At 41.2% G+C, this 18,332-nt stretch carries 19 protein-coding genes; 7 read left to right on the forward strand and 12 right to left on the reverse strand.

Features of this window, described 5'->3' with window-relative positions:
* Positions 1-16 precede the first annotated feature (16 nt).
* From DI077_RS13750 to DI077_RS13765, 4 genes are read right to left on the reverse strand one after another with little or no spacing between them, the layout of a single operon-like run.
* The gene (locus tag DI077_RS13750; RefSeq protein ID WP_109020429.1) at positions 17-685 is read right to left on the reverse strand and encodes an ATP-binding protein; all 669 of its coding nucleotides are present in this window, start codon (positions 683-685) and stop codon (positions 17-19) included.
* A 42-nt stretch (positions 686-727) separates the two neighbouring features.
* Positions 728-1,201, reverse strand: coding sequence for a tRNA (cytidine(34)-2'-O)-methyltransferase (locus DI077_RS13755; RefSeq protein ID WP_109020430.1), 474 nt, complete (start codon positions 1,199-1,201; stop codon positions 728-730).
* A gap of 3 nt (positions 1,202-1,204) precedes the next feature.
* The gene (locus tag DI077_RS13760; RefSeq protein ID WP_109020431.1) at positions 1,205-2,368 is read right to left on the reverse strand and encodes a S1 RNA-binding domain-containing protein; all 1,164 of its coding nucleotides are present in this window, start codon (positions 2,366-2,368) and stop codon (positions 1,205-1,207) included.
* Positions 2,365-3,729: a hypothetical protein gene (locus DI077_RS13765; RefSeq protein WP_242935207.1), complete on the reverse strand. Its 1,365-nt coding sequence runs from the start codon at positions 3,727-3,729 to the stop codon at positions 2,365-2,367. Before DI077_RS13765 ends, DI077_RS13760 begins: the two co-directional genes overlap by 4 nt.
* A 111-nt stretch (positions 3,730-3,840) precedes the next feature.
* On the opposite strand from DI077_RS13765, the gene DI077_RS13770 reads away from it, so the two are divergent.
* Positions 3,841-4,539 (forward strand): histidine kinase, encoded by a 699-nt coding sequence (locus DI077_RS13770; RefSeq protein WP_174705639.1) that lies wholly within the window; start codon positions 3,841-3,843, stop codon positions 4,537-4,539.
* A gap of 4 nt (positions 4,540-4,543) precedes the next feature.
* The gene (locus DI077_RS13775) at positions 4,544-5,407 is read left to right on the forward strand and encodes a glycosyltransferase family 2 protein (protein WP_109020434.1); all 864 of its coding nucleotides are present in this window, start codon (positions 4,544-4,546) and stop codon (positions 5,405-5,407) included.
* Here the strand turns inward: DI077_RS13775 and DI077_RS13780 are convergent.
* Positions 5,303-5,647, reverse strand: a complete 345-nt coding sequence (locus tag DI077_RS13780) for a hypothetical protein (RefSeq protein WP_109020435.1) — start codon at positions 5,645-5,647, stop codon at positions 5,303-5,305. The genes DI077_RS13775 and DI077_RS13780 overlap by 105 nt on opposite strands.
* Before the next feature lie 86 nt (positions 5,648-5,733).
* Between DI077_RS13780 and DI077_RS13785 the strand changes: the two genes are divergently transcribed.
* From DI077_RS13785 to mutS, 5 genes are all read left to right on the forward strand, one after another.
* The gene (locus DI077_RS13785) at positions 5,734-6,648 is read left to right on the forward strand and encodes a shikimate dehydrogenase family protein (protein WP_109020436.1); all 915 of its coding nucleotides are present in this window, start codon (positions 5,734-5,736) and stop codon (positions 6,646-6,648) included.
* On the forward strand, positions 6,645-7,877 hold the full coding sequence (locus tag DI077_RS13790) for a bifunctional folylpolyglutamate synthase/dihydrofolate synthase (protein ID WP_109020594.1): 1,233 nt from the start codon (positions 6,645-6,647) through the stop codon (positions 7,875-7,877). The genes DI077_RS13785 and DI077_RS13790 overlap by 4 nt, the downstream gene beginning before the upstream one ends.
* 62 nt (positions 7,878-7,939) lie before the next feature.
* Positions 7,940-8,560 (forward strand): TetR/AcrR family transcriptional regulator, encoded by a 621-nt coding sequence (locus DI077_RS13795; protein WP_109020437.1) that lies wholly within the window; start codon positions 7,940-7,942, stop codon positions 8,558-8,560.
* A gap of 15 nt (positions 8,561-8,575) precedes the next feature.
* Positions 8,576-9,199, forward strand: coding sequence for a phosphoribosylanthranilate isomerase (locus DI077_RS13800; RefSeq protein ID WP_109020438.1), 624 nt, complete (start codon positions 8,576-8,578; stop codon positions 9,197-9,199).
* Positions 9,186-11,717, forward strand: coding sequence for a DNA mismatch repair protein MutS (gene mutS / locus DI077_RS13805; protein ID WP_109020439.1), 2,532 nt, complete (start codon positions 9,186-9,188; stop codon positions 11,715-11,717). Before DI077_RS13800 ends, mutS begins: the two co-directional genes overlap by 14 nt.
* Here the strand turns inward: mutS and serB are convergent.
* The 7 genes from serB to bioD form a co-directional block, all read right to left on the reverse strand.
* A complete protein-coding gene (serB, locus tag DI077_RS13810; RefSeq protein ID WP_109020440.1) occupies positions 11,688-12,569 on the reverse strand; it encodes a phosphoserine phosphatase SerB in 882 nt (293 codons plus the stop codon). The two genes, mutS and serB, sit on opposite strands and share 30 nt — an antisense overlap.
* A 13-nt stretch (positions 12,570-12,582) precedes the next feature.
* The gene (locus DI077_RS13815) at positions 12,583-13,350 is read right to left on the reverse strand and encodes a GDSL-type esterase/lipase family protein (RefSeq protein WP_109020441.1); all 768 of its coding nucleotides are present in this window, start codon (positions 13,348-13,350) and stop codon (positions 12,583-12,585) included.
* Positions 13,328-13,507 carry a hypothetical protein gene (locus DI077_RS13820; RefSeq protein ID WP_109020442.1) on the reverse strand — a complete coding sequence of 60 codons (180 nt, stop codon included), beginning with the start codon at positions 13,505-13,507 and terminating at the stop codon, positions 13,328-13,330. The genes DI077_RS13815 and DI077_RS13820 overlap by 23 nt, the downstream gene beginning before the upstream one ends.
* Positions 13,508-13,531: 24 nt before the next feature.
* Entirely contained in the window at positions 13,532-15,109 is a 1,578-nt protein-coding gene (locus DI077_RS13825; protein ID WP_242935208.1) for an MFS transporter, read from the reverse strand.
* A gap of 61 nt (positions 15,110-15,170) precedes the next feature.
* On the reverse strand, positions 15,171-16,229 hold the full coding sequence (gene bioB, locus DI077_RS13830) for a biotin synthase BioB (RefSeq protein WP_109020443.1): 1,059 nt from the start codon (positions 16,227-16,229) through the stop codon (positions 15,171-15,173).
* A 43-nt stretch (positions 16,230-16,272) separates the two neighbouring features.
* A complete protein-coding gene (gene bioA, locus DI077_RS13835) occupies positions 16,273-17,598 on the reverse strand; it encodes an adenosylmethionine--8-amino-7-oxononanoate transaminase (RefSeq protein WP_109020444.1) in 1,326 nt (441 codons plus the stop codon).
* A complete protein-coding gene (gene bioD, locus DI077_RS13840; RefSeq protein ID WP_109020596.1) occupies positions 17,582-18,283 on the reverse strand; it encodes a dethiobiotin synthase in 702 nt (233 codons plus the stop codon). The genes bioA and bioD overlap by 17 nt, the downstream gene beginning before the upstream one ends.
* Between the last annotated feature and the right edge of the window lie 49 nt (positions 18,284-18,332).

The following is an 18,332-nucleotide window of genomic DNA, read 5'->3' on the forward strand; positions in this document are numbered from 1 at the left end:
GACCTGTTATGAAATATTAAGAAAGTTTGCGGGACGCTTTAAGATACGCTTGTTTTCGATTGTCTAAAATTTCGAGATCCACTACATCAAATAATTTTTGCATTACCATCATTCCACGCATGAGAGTCGCCGTAGAAGAAAATTTGCCTCTTTGGATATCATCTTCCAAATTAAAATCTTTTACAGTATTCAACATCTCGATTATAAACAATTTTGATTTGTCGATTTGATAGTTGATTTCAACGTTCAATCCGTCTCCGTACTTCGCCGCATTTTCCACCGCTTCCACAGTCGCAATACAAAGATCCATTCGCAAATCTTCCACTACCTGATTGCATTTCAAAAAATAGTCCAAGCGGGCACGCACGTACTGCATCGGATTGTATTCGAGCGCTCCCAATATGACATATTTTTCCGAACTGCCAACTTTGCGGGCGAGAGAAGACTTTTCCGATAAATTGTATTCTCTCGGATCAAATGGATTGGTGACTATGTCCCCATTAGACTGTAGATGGTTTAAAATATCTTGAACGGTTTCCAAATTTGTGTTGGGAAGGTCTTTGAACTTTCGAAAGACCTCCATTTGGACCCAAGAAAAAAAATCTTTGGCATTCCCGGAAAGCCCCAGGGAAAAAAGGGTCTTAATTTCTTTCTCTAACTCTGATTGGGAAAGAAGGAACGCCATAATATTCCCATTTCAGTGAGAAGGAACGACTTGTAAATTGTTTTATATCTTATGGGGATTTCCTTGATTTAGCTGCCGGATTGCCTCATATAATATTATTGCAACCGCATTCGAAAGATTGATTGAGCGAGATTTGGGAGACATGGGTATTGAAAGAATTCGTTCGCTATCGTGAACTTTCTTGATAGAATCGGGCAAACCACTGGTTTCCCTTCCAAAAACCAGCACATCCGTGGGTAAAAACTGTACATCCCAGTAAGTTTTTGTCCCAAACTTGGAAATTAAAAATATTCTTTGCCCTTCGGTCTCTTTCTTAGACCGAAATTCCTCCCAATCACCATACTCGGAGAGATTTAGATCATTCCAATAATCTAATCCAGCGCGCCGGACTGCTTTTTCGGAAAGATCGAAAGAAGGTTTTCCAATAATGGAAAGGGGAACATCCGCATTCACACACAACCTGGCAATATTCCCCGTGTTAGGGGGAATTTCCGGTTCAAATAATGCAATTTCCACGGCTTATTTTTTATTTTTCTTTTCTAACGACTGTTTTAGCAAAAGCCCGAAACTGGAAACCGCACCCGTATTCGTATCATTTCCCAAATACTGTTGGTATTCCAATCTATCCTTGGCATCGGCCGCTTTTGTGATGGAAAGAGCGATTTGTTTTTTCTCAGGATTCACTTCCAAAACGAAAACTTCCACCTTTTGCCCTGGGGAGTAAACGGTGTTAACTGGGGTTCTCTGAGGAACGCCTGTTTCCTTATTCGGGATAAGCCCGCCGAAAGATTCATTCAGTCTTACAAAAATTCCGAACGGTTTTATGGATTCGATTTCTCCGGTAACAATATCGGATTCTTTGAAAGGAACTTTTTGCGCCCAAGGATCTTGTAGAAAATCTTTAGCGCTTAAGGAAAACTTTCCTTCTTCCCAATTCAAAGAAATGATTTTGGCACGAAGTGTTTCTCCGACTTGAAATTCTTTTTCCAGATCGGCATTTTTCCGAAAACTTGCTTCGCTTGCGGGAACCAAAGCATCGAATCCGTCCATATCCACAATGAGTCCGAATTTATGAATGGATCTGATGCGGGTAGTGACAAACATTCCTTCTTTCAATTCGTCTCTGAGGACCCTTCGTTTGGCTTCCTTTTCGCGATCGGAAATTTTCTTTTGAGAAACGACTACTTTGTTTTGTTTGGAATTGAATTCGCTGATGATGAATTTGAATTTTTTCCCGTAAATTTCTTTCCCCTTGTTTTCGGCATCTAACTGGGAAAAGGGGACGAATGCGAGAACGGAACCTAGTTTGACTTCGTAACCTCCGTTCACTTCCGTTGAAATCTGACCGAGTATGGGGATTTCGGAATTCAAAGCGATTTGGAGATTTTCTTCCGTTATGGAATCCCCCACCAAACAAGACGTAAAGTGGTAATCTCCCGAATCTTCTTTTAAAAAATAAACGGTAAGAATCGTGCCTGGCACCGGAGGAGTCTCATCCTTCCATTCTTCCGAAGAAATATTTCCTACGATATTGGAACCGTTTGTACGTATGAATACATAATCGTTTTTGACAGAGATCACTTTGGCCGAATGGGAAGATCCCGGTTCAATGGACTTTCTCTTTTCGAAACTCTCTTCTAATAGGCGCTCAAATTCGCTGGACGGGCTACTCTTCCCTTTCATGGCTTTTTACCTACTTTTTCAGGTTTTGGGGTATAAACCAATTTTCCACCGAGAACCATAGATTCAATAGCAAATATTCCCAAAGGCTTTTTCAAAGGATTTTCCTTAAAAACGGAAAAATGAGCAGGTTTGCCAACGGAGATTTTCCCTTCGTGATCGGCCCCGATAAACCCGCAGGTTTTCTCGGTTAAAATTTGGACTAGTTCCTTTCTTTCTACCGGCAAAGTTTCAGGATCTCTCTCCGGCTTTCGTATTTCTGAAAATTCGGGCCGGGAAAAAATCCGTTTCCACCAAGGCAAAGTTTCCTCTTCCGCTAGGCTCTCTTCTTCTTTGGCCAAGGTTTTCCAAGACGCTTCCCAAAGGGAAATTTCCTGAATCGCACCCACTCCCGGAAAGGATCCCCAATGACCGGAACCACTTGCGAATAACAGTCGTTCCTTTCTATGTTCCCGTCTGAAAATCTCCCAGAGAGAATAAAATTCCGATTTGGCAAGATTTGATTTTTCCGAATCTACATTGTCGGGAAGACCCTCCGTAAAATTGGAAAGAAACTTTTCTTTGAAATAAGGGAAATGATCTCCTATCTGTTGCAATCTTACTGTTAAAGATTTAGGATCATTTTTAAGAGATAAAAAGTAAGACACATTCAATAAAGGGGCCCATAAAAATTGGCGGGTTTGCACTTGGGATAAATTTGCATTTGCCGGCATAGGATGAAATATGACCGGAAATCCTGTGTCCAAAGCATCTTCCCAAGCAAGTCTGTCTGCAAATGTATAAGCAATCGGAGTGTATCCTTGTTTGTCCCATTTGGACTTCCACTGGAAAAGAGTGGTCTGTGGGAAGGACTGGCCTTCCGCTTTTTTTAGAAAAATAGGTTGGTGGCGGGAACGATCCTTTTTCCCTTCTCCCGCTTCCAAAGATTTTGATTCCAATCCCAAAGCAAAATACTGATCCTTAGAAGGAGAATTTTCCCGAAAATTAGCCTCATAAACCCAAGGTTTTTGGGATTGAAGTATAAAAGGGCCGATGATTTTGGATTTCAAGATCTCATCTTTAACCTTTGTTAGATCTCCGTCTCCTACGGATTCCACATGACTGAACCCCGTAGCCAAAAACCCGAGCAAAAGTTGAGGTAAAATTTCCCGGCCGGTCTCTCCTCCGAAAGAATTTGCTCCAATCGTAACACTTGCGTCACAGAAACCGGGTAAGATATAACGGATCGGCTCTCTGGAATTTGTAGTTTTAGGAGTGATGGAACGGATTTTTCCCCCTATCACTTCCAGGTCACTGACTTCGCCAAATTGCTTTTTTTCCGACTCCCAAACCCTAACTCCGAGCATTTTCAGATTTTGGGACAAAAGAAGGGAGGGGGAAAAAGCCGATAAATAAATAAGGAATAGGAAACAAGGGAGCCTGCGGTTTTTCATACTTGCGGTCTTAGTACCTTGACAACAAGGCTTAGAATGAAAATGATTTCGGGTATGGGTAAGGAAACAAGCGAGATTTCTGACCACATCAAATTGCACGTGGAAAATGGAAAAATCCTATCCCTAAAGACACATAGGGTCTCGAAATCCGTCGAGGAACATATCAAAGAGGCCGTAGAAAGGATCCTGGACCGTCTCACCCATTCTACTCTTATCCCTACTCTTTATACAATTATCAAAGAACTTGCTATCAATGCCTGCAAAGCGAATCAAAAAAGGGTATTTTTTGAGGAAAGAGGCTACAGCATGTCCGATCCAGCCGAATACGCGCAAGGTGTTCGGGAGTATAAGGAGATGTTTTCCGAAGAAATGTCCAATGAATTCGGAGCAAAAGCAAAAAAGAAAGGTTACTACTGTCTGATCAATTTCAATTATACGGATAGTGGGATCAGCATAGAAGTAATCAATAACACTCCTATCGCCAAACAGGAAGAAAAGGCCATCCGGGAAAGGCTGGAAAAAGGGATGGCATACGATGACATCGCTCAATTCTATATGGACAACGCCGACAATACGGAAGGCGCAGGACTCGGCCTCGCACTCATCTTAATCATGTTAAAGGGTGAAGGAATCGATCCTAATTTTTTCCGAATCATCATCGGAGAAGATTCCACAACTGCAAGATTGGAAATCCCTCTTTCCAAAAACTATACTCCTATCCGCCAAACGAAACCCGCTTAACTTCATGCCTCTTCCTCTTTCCGCTACCATCATCACATTCAACGAAGAAGATAATATCGTGCGAACTCTGGAAGCACTTGATTTTATCGATGACATCGTCATTATAGATTCCGGCTCCAAAGACAATACTTTGGAACTGATCAAAAAAAATTGCCCTAAAGCAAGATTATTCGAAAGGGAATTCGATACGTATTCCAATCAGAAGAATTTTGCACTCAGCAAAACCAAAGAAGATTGGGTTTTGGCTTTGGATGCGGACGAAGTCGTTTCCCCAAGACTAAAAGAAGAAATCATCTCTCTTTTTAAAAATGATGTTTCCCGTTCGGACGGATATCTGATTCCCCGCCTAACATGGTATTTGGGGAAATGGATTCGTTTCGGAGGATTTTTTCCAAACTATCAATTGAGATTATTCAGAAAAGACAAAGGCAAATTCGGAGGAGGACTGGTTCATGAAAGAGTCAAACTTCCATCCAAACCTCTTCCTTTGAAACATCCTCTATTTCATTATTCTTATAAAAATATCTCCGACCATCTGGGCTTTATAGACAGATACTCCAGTCTTTTTGCGGAAGAGGAACATAGAAAGGGTAAAAAAAGTTCCGTGACTTGGGCTGTATTAAAAGGCTCTTTCAAAGCCTTTTATATGTATTTCATTCGGATGGGAATTTTCGACGGGAAAGCGGGATTTGTTTTGGCAGTACTCGGGTTTTATTATAATTTTCTAAAATACTTAAAACTTTATGAAAAGAACAATAATCTATCAGTCTCTTCTTTCTTTATTATGGTTGATTCGGTTCATGATATAAAGAGCAATGAATCCGCCGAGAAAGATAGCGACCAGGTTCACATTGGAAAGTTGAGTTGATCCGATTTTAGGAGACATGAGCCACATAATGATGTCTCTGATGTACGTTTGTAAGGTGGCGAATACGATCAAGGCGCCGATGCCTGCAACGAAAGTAGATCCCCAGAATTTACCCAGCAAATCTTTTCTTTTATAATAATAAAAGTAATAGGCACAGGCAGCAGAGGCGAGAAAAAAGAAGAGTATATCTACCAGAATCGTCCAAGGTTCAGAGGGAGCTGCTAATGGGATTTGAATCATAAATCTTTTGCCTTCAATACTAAATTTTCGGTATTAGAGAGTAAGTCCATAAGATAAAACTATGGAAATCCAAAAAGGAGAAATCTTTGTATTCAAGACAAACAAAAATATTTGGTATCCTCGGATTCCCCTTAGGTCATACCTTAAGCCCATGGATCCACAATCATCTATTTTCACTTTCCGGATTTGACGGAGTTTATCTCGTTTTTGAAGATCAATTTTGGAATGAAAAAGGCGTATCGTCTCTCTTGGACTTAAAAGTCCAAGGAGTTTCCGTAACGATTCCATTCAAAGAATGGGCATTTTCGGTTGCTGATACTGCATGTGAGGCATCCGCCCAAATGAAAGCTTCCAATACTCTTTGTTTTGCAGATGGTAAAATTTCCGCCCATAATACCGACGGCGAAGGTGCCGTCAGATCCATATTAGAAGAGAATAAGAAATTATTATCTCCGGAAGATTCTTCTTCCATACTCGTGATAGGAAGCGGAGGAAGTGCGAAGGGAATCCTGTTTTCATTGGTGAAAAAAATCAAGGAAAATGCTACAAATCATCTAACTTCCATTCCCTCCTCTTTGCCAAAAGGAAAAATCAGAATCCTGGCAAGAAACAAAACCGCAGTAGAAGAAATCATTCTATCTTTGAATGCGGGCGAATTGATTTCATCTATTTCCAAAGAAGAAGCGATGGAAGAAAGAAAGAATATTTCACTTACCATCCATACCACTCCAGTAGGAATGAAGGGAATAGGAGGAGAACCTATCTTGGGCCGGGATTTTTTTCATAAACATTCTACTCTATTCGATATTGTTTACAACCCTTTGGAAACGGATTTGGTAAAAGAAGCAAAAAGAAAAAAGGCGAAGATCATCCCCGGTTATTCCATGTTACTCTACCAAGGAATCAGGCAATTCGAACTCTTTACCCGGATGGATGTGGAAAAAAAATGGATAGGGAAAATCGAATCGATTCTTCTCCGAGAATTGAAAAAAAGAAAATGAAATCGTTTTTATATTTTTTATCCCGACTGGAAAATCCGGAAAAAACCAGGAATTTTAATAAATTCAAAAATTATAATTTAGATGAGTTTACCTCCATATTGGAAACGATTCGGAATGGGAACACTCCGACTCATACCGATTATAAACCGTTTCGAATCTCCGTTGTAGGAACCAATGGAAAAGGTTCCACCTCACATTTCTTAAGTGAGATTTTAAAACTTACAAATCCTACGAACAAAGTCGGACTTTATACTTCCCCGCACTTGGTTTCTCCTTTGGAAAGAATCAGCTTTCAATCGGAAGCCATCCCGGAACGGGAAGCGGATCAGTTGTTAGAGTCTTTGAATTCCGTGACCGGACTATTATCCAAGCTGAGTTATTTCGAATTTCTAACTTTGTTCGCATTTTTGTACTTCGAAAAACAGAACTGTAATTTCGAAATTTGGGAAGCAGGTCTCGGGGGAAGATTGGATGCTACAAAACTTTCAAACCCGGATGTGATCGTTCTTACAAAAATCGGTTTGGATCATTGCGAGATTTTAGGGAATGATTTGGAAACTATTGCGAAAGAAAAAATTGGGATCAAAGGAGAGAAATCCAAAATCCTATTCAGCTTTCGACAAAGTCCGGAACTGGAAACATTCATTCGAAACGAATCCGAAAAACTCGGCTTACAAGTTTATTTTCAAACCGAAGAATTTTCCAACGATTACCTGAAGTCTAACTTCCATTTTGCGAAATTCGTATTGGAAACTCTTGGTTGGATCGACCAAGATAAAGTCAGTTGGGAAAACAAAAATTTCCTTTTGCCCAAAGGGAGAATGGAAACACTTCACCCCTCTCCTAAGATCGTTTTTGATCCGGCACACAACCCCGATGCCATCGGGAAAACTCTGGAATGTTTTTTGGATTCCCTTGCCCCCGGAACTCCTTTTGATTTTTTAGTGGGTTCTCTTCCTGACAAAGACGCGGAAGGGATCTGGGAGGTGATTCAAAAATTCAAAGCAGATTCAGTCTATCTCTGGGAAGGAAACGGTTTCCAAAACTGGGATTTTTTAAAAGGGAAAAATACGGACTACCCCCCAAAAACGGGGAACCATTTTCAAATTGTCAATGAAACCAACTTGGTCTCTGTTCTATCCGGTAGGAAAAAACCACTTCTTGTATCGGGAAGCTTTCGACTTTACGGGATATTGCAGTCCGCCATCCACAAAACATTTGCTCTTTAAATTTCAGCTTTACATTTCCGATCCGATCCAAAATCTTCTTTTAGGAAACAACGTTCAGGATCATGCAGACCCCGAAAGAACACACAAGACGAGAGATCTTACAAGCCGCAAGAGAAGAATTCATCCAACTAGGTTTTGAAAAAGCTTCCATGCGAACGATTGCCAAAAAAGCGAAAGTTTCAACGAGCAATATATACAACTATTTCGAAAACAAAGAACACTTGCTTGTTGAGATACTTGGTCCCATTCTTTCTGGCATGGAAAAAGCATTTCAGTTTATTTCCCAGCCAAACTACTTTGAAAAAAGATTCAATGATTCATATGAAAACTGGAAAGAACGATTCAATATCGCCTTGGATTATGTGGATGCTAACAGAGATGATTTCATCTTACTCCTGCTAAAGTCTCAAGGATCTTCATTGGAAGACTTTCCTGAAAAAGCTCTCACCCGATTTACAAAAATCAGTTTTGACCAATACCAGGAATTCAAAGCGGCGAATGCAAATTTTCGCGGGGAAATCAACGAATTTGTAGTTCGCAATATTCTATCCTTCTTTTTGAATATATTCGTACAAATGATACGCCAAAATATCACCAAGGCGGAAATGCTCAAATACGAAGATAGTTTCTTGAAATTTTTGCATTACGGATACAAAGGTTCGATTGCCTCCGATCTGAATTGATACAATCTGGCTCCTATGGGAGCCAAAATCAAAATCTGTGGGATCAGAACCACCGAAATCATACAAGTTTGTACGGATTTGGAAGTAGATCTGATCGGCCTGAATTTTTCTCCGAACTCTCCCAGAAACATCAAAGAAAATGAAGTCTCGAATCTGATTCAAAAGAGACATACCAAAGGTTTTCCCAAAATCGTTTTTTTATTTTACGATAACGAAATCACAGAGATTCGGTCCATTATCGAAAAGCATGAACCAGATTATGTGCAGTTCATTCAAGGTGATAGCAAACTAACGTCCGATATATGGAACAAATATCTAAACAGTAAAAAATTACTTCCTTCATTTAGAATCAGTGAAGAAGTAAAAGACGAATCCGTTCTTTATCCGGAACTCCCTTTTGTGATTTTAGACAGTTATAAAAAAGGATTGGGAGGTGGGACGGGTGAAAGTTTCCCTTGGGAGTATGTAAAAAACGTAAAACGCCCCTACTTACTTGCCGGAGGAATCACTCCTGTCAATGTCCGGGAAGCATTAAAGTATCTAAATCCCTTCGGAATCGATGTGGCCAGCGGCGTGGAAACGGACGGAAAAAAAGATCCGGAAAAAATCAGACAATTGGTGAAATATGTCAGAGGATGATGCACTAAATACGCCCGTTATGCGGCAATTTGCGGAAGTAAAGACGCAGCACCCCGATTCCATTGTTTTTTTTCGGATGGGGGACTTTTATGAAATGTTCCAAGACGATGCAAAAGACGCTGCAGTTCTACTGGACATCACTCTCACCAAAAGACAAAATCAAATCCCCATGGCAGGGATTCCTTACCATGCAGCGGAAGGCTATATTGCAAGGTTACTTTCCGCAGGCAGAAAAGTAGTCGTCTGCGAACAAATCAAATCGGATGATCCGAAAGCAAAAATCATGCTTAGGGAAGTGGTGCGGATCATCACTCCCGGAACCGTCGTTGAAGATCATTTGCTCAGCGGATACCAGAACAATTATTTATCCGTATTCTGGCAGGAAAAAAATACCGTCTATCTTGCGTTTGCTGATGTAACAACCGCTGAGTTGGTTTATTTTTATTACACCGCCACGGAAAAAGAAAAAATCAAAGATACGATCGAAAGATTTTCTCCGAAAGAATTATTGTATGCAGAAACTTCCAAAGAGTCCATCCCTGAACTTGGGCGGGACAAGCAACTGATCTTAACTCCCCTTTTGCCTGAGTTTTTACCCGGCGAAAAACAGACCGGTGCTCAGGTGCTTGTACATGTTTTGGATTGTTATCTCAAATACAATTACCGCCAACATAATTTCAGTTTCAAATCTCCAAGGCTCATTGATGAATCCGAATTTTTAGGATTGGATGAAAGAACCATTTCCCATCTGGAACTGGTGGAAAACGAAAACAATAAGAATCATACTCTATTCGGAATTCTGAATCGTTGCACTACCCCGAGCGGGAAGAGATACTTAAGACAAAGAATTCTTTTCCCTACAAGAAATCCGGAGATGATCAGATCCCATTGGGACAAAATTGAAATTTTAATTACAGGCAAAAAAGAAAGAATCCAGATTCAAACGAAACTCTCCGAAATGATCGACATGGAACGGGTGTTAGCCCGATTTCGCGGAGGCAAAGCTTCCCCCCGAGATATGAGCGGAATTCAAAAAACCATCTCCGCTTATAAATCCGTAAAAGAGACCCTGGATACCATAGCTTATCCGTTCGCCGATTTATCCAAAGAACTTGTTTTGTTCGGAACTCTCCTCGAAGAAAGGGTTTTCCCCGGTGAACTTCCCGTCTTCTTGGGAAACTCTCCTTTTATCAAAGCAGGATACTCAAAAGAATACGATCTTGCCACTCTTGCCAAAGAGAAAGGAAAAGATTGGATCTTAGAGCTGGAAGAAAAAGAAAAAAAAGAATCGGGACTCTCCTCTTTAAAGATCCGTTATAATAAAATCTTAGGTTATTTTTTTGAAATTTCAAGGATGCAAGCAAAAGACGCTCCGAGTCATTTCATAAAAAAACAAACACTCGTTACAGGGGAACGATTCACCTCTCCGGAGCTGGAGGAAAAAGAAAGATCCATCCTGGAAGCGGATGAAATCATAGAAAGGATCGAAAAAGAAGAATTCGATTTTTTAATTGCGGAAGCATTGAAAAGTTTTTCCAATTTCCTGCAAATGGCAGCCGAGGTGGCTTCCCTGGACTACCATATCTCCCTCACCCAATGTAAGGAAGAATACCAATGGATACGCCCTGAGATCAGAGAAGACGGTAAAATGATCCTAACAGATGCCCGCCATCCCGTTGTAGAAGCCTTCCTTCCTTTGGGGGATCGGTTTGTTCCCAACTCACTGGATCTCGACCCGAAGGAAGACTCCATCGCCATTCTCACCGGACCCAATATGGCGGGTAAATCGACTTATATGCGTCAGGTGGCGATCAATCAGATCCTATTCCAAATGGGATCTTATCTTCCCATCAAATCGGCATCTCTTCCGATCGTGGACAGAATATTTACCCGGATTGGTTCCGGCGACAATCTTACCACGGGAGAATCCACATTCTTTGTGGAAATGAAGGAAACCGCCTATATCTTAAGCCAATTCACAGAAAACAGTTTGATTCTATTTGACGAAGTGGGACGGGGAACGTCAACTTACGACGGTTTATCGATTGCCTGGGCGATCATAGAATTTCTATCAGGGAGTTTTCCCAGACCGAAAACGATCTTTGCCACACATTATCACGAGCTTACCGAACTTGAAAAAGGAAAAGGGATTTTCAATTTATACCTGGATACTTTTGAAAAAGAAGGAGAAGTATTATTCCTTAAAAAAGTAAAAAAGGGGAAATCAAAACAATCCTTCGGAATCTACGTGGCAAAATTGGCAGGGCTTCCCAAAGAAGTGACGGAGAGAGCATCCAATATACTTCTCGGACTCGAATCTAAAAAAAGAGAAATCAAAGTTCGCAAAGAAGAACCTCTTCTTTTCGGAAATCTCTTGGAGTCCGCATTACCCGGAAAATCGGTAAGCGAAGAAAGGATTCTGAAAAAACTGAAAAACCTGTCGATCAATTCCATTCCGCCGATCGAAGCCTTACAGATATTAGAAGAACTAAGTCGTTGGTCGAAAGAGAAAGAGTAAAACACTCATATCTGAAAAATCGATCCAATTCAAAATCTGATCTTTTAACCCCTGTTTCGCGTGAAAGCCGATTCCAATATGTGCGGATTGTAACATCAAACCGTCATTGGCACCATCCCCGACGGCAACAATCTGCTCTTTGAGGATACTTTGTTCTTTGGAATAAAAATTCAAATACTCGGCTTTCTTTTCCTTACCGATGATCTCACCTAAAATTTCACCTGTAAAGATCCCATCCTTTTCTTCCAAATGATTTGCTCTGTAAAAGGAAACAGGATATTTTTTTGCAAACAAATCCAAAACAGGAGTAAAGCCCCCGCTTAGAATCGAAATCTTAGTATGAAGCTTGGGAAGCTCCTGGAATAAAATATCCATTCCCGAATTCAAATGGAGTAGTTCATAAACTTCCCCGAAACTTTTTCGGGACAACCCATTCAAAAGAATCACTCGTTTCCTAAGCGCTTCCTCAAACCCCATTCCACCGTCCATCGCTTGTTTGGTGACGGAAGCGACTTGTTCGTAGACTCCGTGTTTGCGGGCCAATTCATCAATCACTTCTTCCTGAATCACGGTGGAGTCCATATCAAAACAGAAAAGACTCGGTTCTTTCGGATTGAGATGATTTTCCATTTGCAATACATCCACCCGGTCGGAGGCAACGGAAAGCCGAAGGTCCACCAATTCCTCACGAGAGAGAGGGGTATCCAATAGGACTTCGATACAGGAATGACCGAAGGAAAAAGAAGATACAGGATCAGAAGGAAATTTGTTTTTTAAGTCCTGATTTTGGAGGGAAGAAACAAAGGAAAAATTCTCAAACTTTCCCTTTTTGATAAATAATAATACAGCCATGAATATAAAACTTTTACGGAACGAGAGGACGTAGTTTTTTTCCCCAGATTTCGTAACCTTTTTCATTAAAATGAAGTTTGTCCCCGTTATCCCTGACAAATTCCTCACGCAGAAAGAGTTCGTCCGGCTTTCGGAGATCATCCCAAACTTCCACATATTCCACATTCTTTGTTTTACGGGCAAAATTTGACAAAAACAGATTGTATACGGGAACGATTTGATTCAACTCCCGCACTTTGGTAGGAGGAACTGCCATCACAATCACACGGATGGACGGATTCTTTTTATGAACGGTCTCTATAATGGATTGGAAATTTCTTTGGACAAGGGATAAACATTTCCCCTGAATCATGTCATTCCCTCCTATCTCCATAACGATCACCGACGGAGAAAGAGTGAGAACATCTTCCTGGATACGAGAAAGTAATGTCTCAGTCATATCACCACCTATCCCGCGATTAGTGACACTCTGATTAGGAAATTCTTTTTTGATTAATTCGGGTAAAAACAAATGAACCAGACTGTTTCCTACAAAAACAACCCGGGAAGATTTTTTGGACTTATTGTCTTCGCTGTAAAGCAGCCTTACAGGAAACCAAATCTTTTCTATGTACTGTTTGAAATCCTTTTGGTTGCGCCAACCAGGTTCATTGAAACATACAAAATTCGGATCGTAATAATCTTTGCTGGGTCGAAGGCTACAACCCACTAAGGAGAGAGAGAAAAGCACCCAAAGGAGGAGATGGGCGGAAATTGAATTATTCTTGTTCGCCCGGCTCATTCATTCGGAAGCGTTTTTGCCAATCTTTGATTTGCGACTGAGCGTACTCTTCCGTGTCGCATATGCGAAATTCAATCGGATTATTTGTCGTAGTTTCAATGAGCTTAGCTTCGATGTATCCATTCTTCAGCTTGGTTGTCTCTATGCGATATCTCATCTATCTATCTCCGAATACCAGAATTTATTTATTACGTATCTTGGCAATCTCTTCTAAAGTCTCTTCTTCTCGGTATTTTCCGAAAAGAAAAATTGCCAAAAGACAGAACCCAGAGGCAAGCGGTCCTGTTAAACGAACACCCAGCTCTCCACCATTCTCTTCTTCTTCCACTTTACAGACGATCTTTTCTATTAGATTTTTATTGTTTTCTCCTATATTTTTTACCTCTGAACCGGATTCAGATTGAATCTGCGATTCTTTTGCCGTGGCATCTGTAACAGAAGGTGCAATGATTCCCGTAACATTCGGAGAAACTTGTTTTTTAGATTCCCGGGAAAGTCCGATCAAAATAACAGAACTGAAAATAAGAACTGCTAGTGTTTGCCCCAATTTTTGCATAAAGGTTCTGCCTGCATAAAACAATCCTTCCCGTTTGGAACCTGTCTTCAAAGCATCAAGCTCTGCAATATCCGCAAGTATTGCATTCGGTAGAATGCCCAAAATGGCAATAGGAACCGCTGCAACGGCAACAATCAAATAACCCTGGATATGTGGCGGAATCGGCAAACTATCTTTTCCGATGAAAAAGATGGAGAGGAAGAGTATTAAAAAAATATAAAATCCGAAAAGAACAGTACGTTTCTTTCCTACTTTTCGTGCGACTATATTGACTACCGGATAAAAAGCAAAAGAAACAAGAAGCATAATCGTAAGAAGCTGAGTTACAAATTCACGCTCTAACTGAAGCAATACGGTAACATAATAGGAAATTCCTGTAGTTAACACCGTTAATGCGAGAAAATAACAAAGATCCGATAATGCGAAATACAGAAAATTTTTGTTTTTGAAAGTAAGCGCTACCGCTTCCCGAAAAGGAACAGAGGAAGGTTCGGATTCACAGTATGTTTTTTCTTTGATGGCAAAGACCGGAAAATACATACAAATGGCCGCAAATCCGCAAAGAATTCCCAAGGCGTATTGACGGGACAAAAGGGACTGGATTGCGGAATCGGAAGAATACGAGAAATGAGCACTCAAAACATTGGCAATCATAGGCTCTGTAGAAGCCACAATGATCCCCAAAGCGTAGGTAACCGAAATATAAGTGGAAAGATTGAGTCTTTCGTTCGGGGTGTGGCCGAGCTCAGGGATAAGTGCAAAATACGGGGTCACATAGATGGTCAAAAACAGGTAAAATAAGAGCATAAACACTGTCATCCAGACCAAATTCAGTCCGGAAATGAAGTGATTCGGAGGAAGAAAGATCAGCCAACAAAAGATCGCAGCAGGAATCCCGCCTAACGCCAGATAGGGCATACGTCTACCGAACCTGGACTGAAACCTGTCGGAAGAATTGGCCACAATCGGGTCAGTGATCGCATCCCATAACCTTCCTACGGCTGCCACAACACCGATAGTGGAAAGACCCCAAAACGCCATCTTTTCAATCAGATCGGGAAAACAATCTTCTCCCGTTTTTGTAGCAGGAGGGAGGTAAAAATAAACTTGGTGAAGGCCGATGATATTGATCAGAGTAGACCAACCGAGTTGGCCCACTGCATAACTGATCTGTTTTCCAAAAGGAAGAGAGGGTTTTGGCATTCTATTTTCTCTGGTTGAGGGAAAGTAGAAAGATATTACTCCTCTATCTTAAAAAGGCAAACTACTTTTTGAATTTATATAAGTCCGGAAAGTTTTTTTCCTCATATAAAAATTCCTTTTCATAGTTTTCCCAACCTTGAGGAATTCCTTCTGAAAATTCAGGAATCATTCCGCAATCACGGATAAGATTCATGGTTTGAGAAATCTCACTTCCTTTTACATTCAAGTATCCGTCTGCGAATAAGGAATTCGCAACATAAAGCCCCATGGATTGCAATGATCCCAAATGGCCTTCTCTTCCTGCTCCGATTCGAATTTCAGAATCGGGATTTACCAATCGGAATACAGACAACACACGAATACAATATTCAGGCGTTAAACTGGTGTTCAACGTAACAGCATGTCCTTTGATAGGAATAAAGAAATTAACCGGAATGGAAATAACTCCCAGTCTTTTTAATTCGAAAGCAACCTGAACCAAATCGGAGTTTTGTTCTCCCATCCCGACGATGAGTCCGGAACAAAGACCGATGTCTGCGGAAGATGCAGCTTCCAAAGTTGAAAGCCTGTCTTTGAAAGTATGAGTGGAACAAATTTCGTTATAATTGGATTCGGAAGTATTGAGGTTGTGATTGTATCTATCAAGGCCCGCATCTTTCAATACTCTGGCTTTCTTGGCATCCAAAATCCCGGCAGAAAGACAAACTTTCAAACCTAACTCTGAATTGATGCGGCTGATCGTTGTTGCCAATTTATCCACGGCTTTGTCCGTAGGACCTCGTCCTGAAGTAACCATACAAAAACGATAGGCGCCGCTTGCTTTTGCCAACTTGGCATCTTCCCAAATTTCTTCTTCGGATTTGAGAGAGTATTCTTTGATCCCGGAATCTCCCCCCTTTCTTTGTGCGCAGTATCCGCAGTCTTCCGGGCAGTATCCGTTTTTAATATTATCCAAAATATGAATGCGGACTTTGTTTCCGAAGTATTTGAATCTTTGATCACTTGCTTCTTTGAGAACATGTAGGAAAGGTTGTTTCCCTTCCAGAATGGCAAGGGCCTCTTCGGGGGTAATGACGGAAGGTTCGGAAGAAGTAGTCGCTATAGACTGGGTTGCAATCATGTTTGCAATGTCAGTGGAAGAGTCGGTCTTGTAAACGAAGAAATCAGATAGAACCGATCGCCTGCTCCAAGGCGGAAAAAATCCGGTCCAAAGACGAATCCGAAATATTATAAGGAGGAGTGATGTAGACCGTATTTCCCAGAGGTCGCAAAAGAATGTTTTTCTCCAATAATTTCGCCCGCAACTTTTTCCCGATCGGATTGAGATACTCGTCCTCCCCGATCTTCTGGTTCAATTCGAAAGCGAAAATTCCTCCCAAAACCCTTGGATTCAAAATATTGTCCGGATGCAAAAGTACAAGCTCCTCCATTCGTTTTCGAAAGGATATCTCCAGTTTTTTTACCTGATCCAAACCCTCTTTTTCCAAAATTCCGATACTCGCCAAACCGGCGCTACATGCCAAAGGATTTCCTGTCATCGTGTGCGCATGAAAGAAGGATTTGTACGGGTCTTCCGTCAAAAAAGCATTATAAATTTTTTCAGTCACAAGCGTCGCCGCGAGAGGGAGTGATCCCCCGGTCAGCCCTTTCGCAAAAGCTACCAAATCGGGAACCGCATCCGCCTTTTGAAATGCAAAGTATTCTCCGGTTCTTCCCATCCCGGTAAACACTTCATCAAAGATCAAGAGCACATCCAATTCATTCGTGATCTTTTTTAACCCACGCAGGAATTCGGCATCATAAAACACCATCCCCGTTGCCCCAAAGACCAAAGGTTCGATCACCACACCTGCGTATTCGTCCGGGTTTTCCAAAATCGTATTTTTTACCCGGGAAAGGATATCCGCATAATAAGCGCTAATCTCTTCATCGGATGAAAATCCTGACGGGTTGGGTGCGTCTATTTCAAAAACGGGAAACCTCAGTTCGGCAAAAATCCGATTGAAATATGTAATCCCCGAGACATTCATCCCACCTATGCTATCTCCATGATAAGAAGAGGAAAAAACAATAAATTTGGAACGATGCCTTCCGCTTTTTTCTCCATCCCGGTTTTTGTAATATTGAATGGCTAGTTTGAGAGCGATCTCTACCGCATTAGATCCGTTATCCGAATAAAAAACTTTTTTATAATTTCCTCCCGCCTGATTCAGAATCTTCTTCGACAAAGATTCTGCCGGTTCATGGAGAAAACCTGCAAGCATCACATGGTCCAAGACCTCTGTTTGCCTTTGTATCGCTTGCATGATTTCCGGATGACGATGTCCGTGAATGCAAGTCCACCAGGAAGAGATTCCGTCGATGTATTCTTTTCCGTCTACTCCGTAGAGAAATTCCTTGAATGCGGATTGAATCGGTATAATGGACTCTTTTGCGTTTTGGATTGTAAGTGGAATCCAGGTGGAAGTTTCTTCAGTGAACAAATTCATCCCCTTCCGTATCCATAACGGAATGGATCACGGAACCATCCGTATCAAAGAAAGATTCCGCATAAGAAATAAATTCAGGTGGTGAAAGTTTTTGCATTGGAAAGGAAGTATGACCGAGGCAAGGAGCACCGCCAAACTTCTGTATCATGTTCCGATTGTCTTCGATAAGTTCGTTTTTAGGGCCCACAAGATAAAATCCAACTACGGGAATATAACGATTCAACAAACACTCCAAGGTCATGAGTGTATGATTGATCGTGCCAAGTTCGGAAGAACCGACTACCACTACTTTAAGATTGGTTTGTTGGATTCCCTGCCATCCCAGAAAGTTTTCCGTCCAGGGAACGAATATTCCGCCTGCACCTTCGATCAAAATTCGCTTATGTCTCTGGGAATTGATTCGGTTCAGTACAAGTTTCGGATCGATTTCATTGGATTCTTTTTTGGCGGCATAATGAGGGCTGGAAGCATGGGAAAAGCCATAAATGGGCTTTTGAAAAAAACTATCTTCGAAGTTTGTCACTTTTCGGATAAAACTTGTGTCGTCTACTTCGGAAAGTCCGGTTTGGATCGGTTTCCAATACTGATACTCGTACTTACGGGCATACTTTGCCATAAAGAGGGAGGAAAAAAAAGTTTTCCCCACATCCGTTCCTGTTCCAGTAACAAAAAAAGCCTGACTCACATATCTCAAGATTTTTCAATTCCAGCCCCCGTCTATCCGATTTATATAA

The sequence above is a fragment of the Leptospira kobayashii genome (genome assembly GCF_003114835.2).
Classification (GTDB): Bacteria; Spirochaetota; Leptospiria; order Leptospirales; family Leptospiraceae; genus Leptospira_A; species Leptospira_A kobayashii.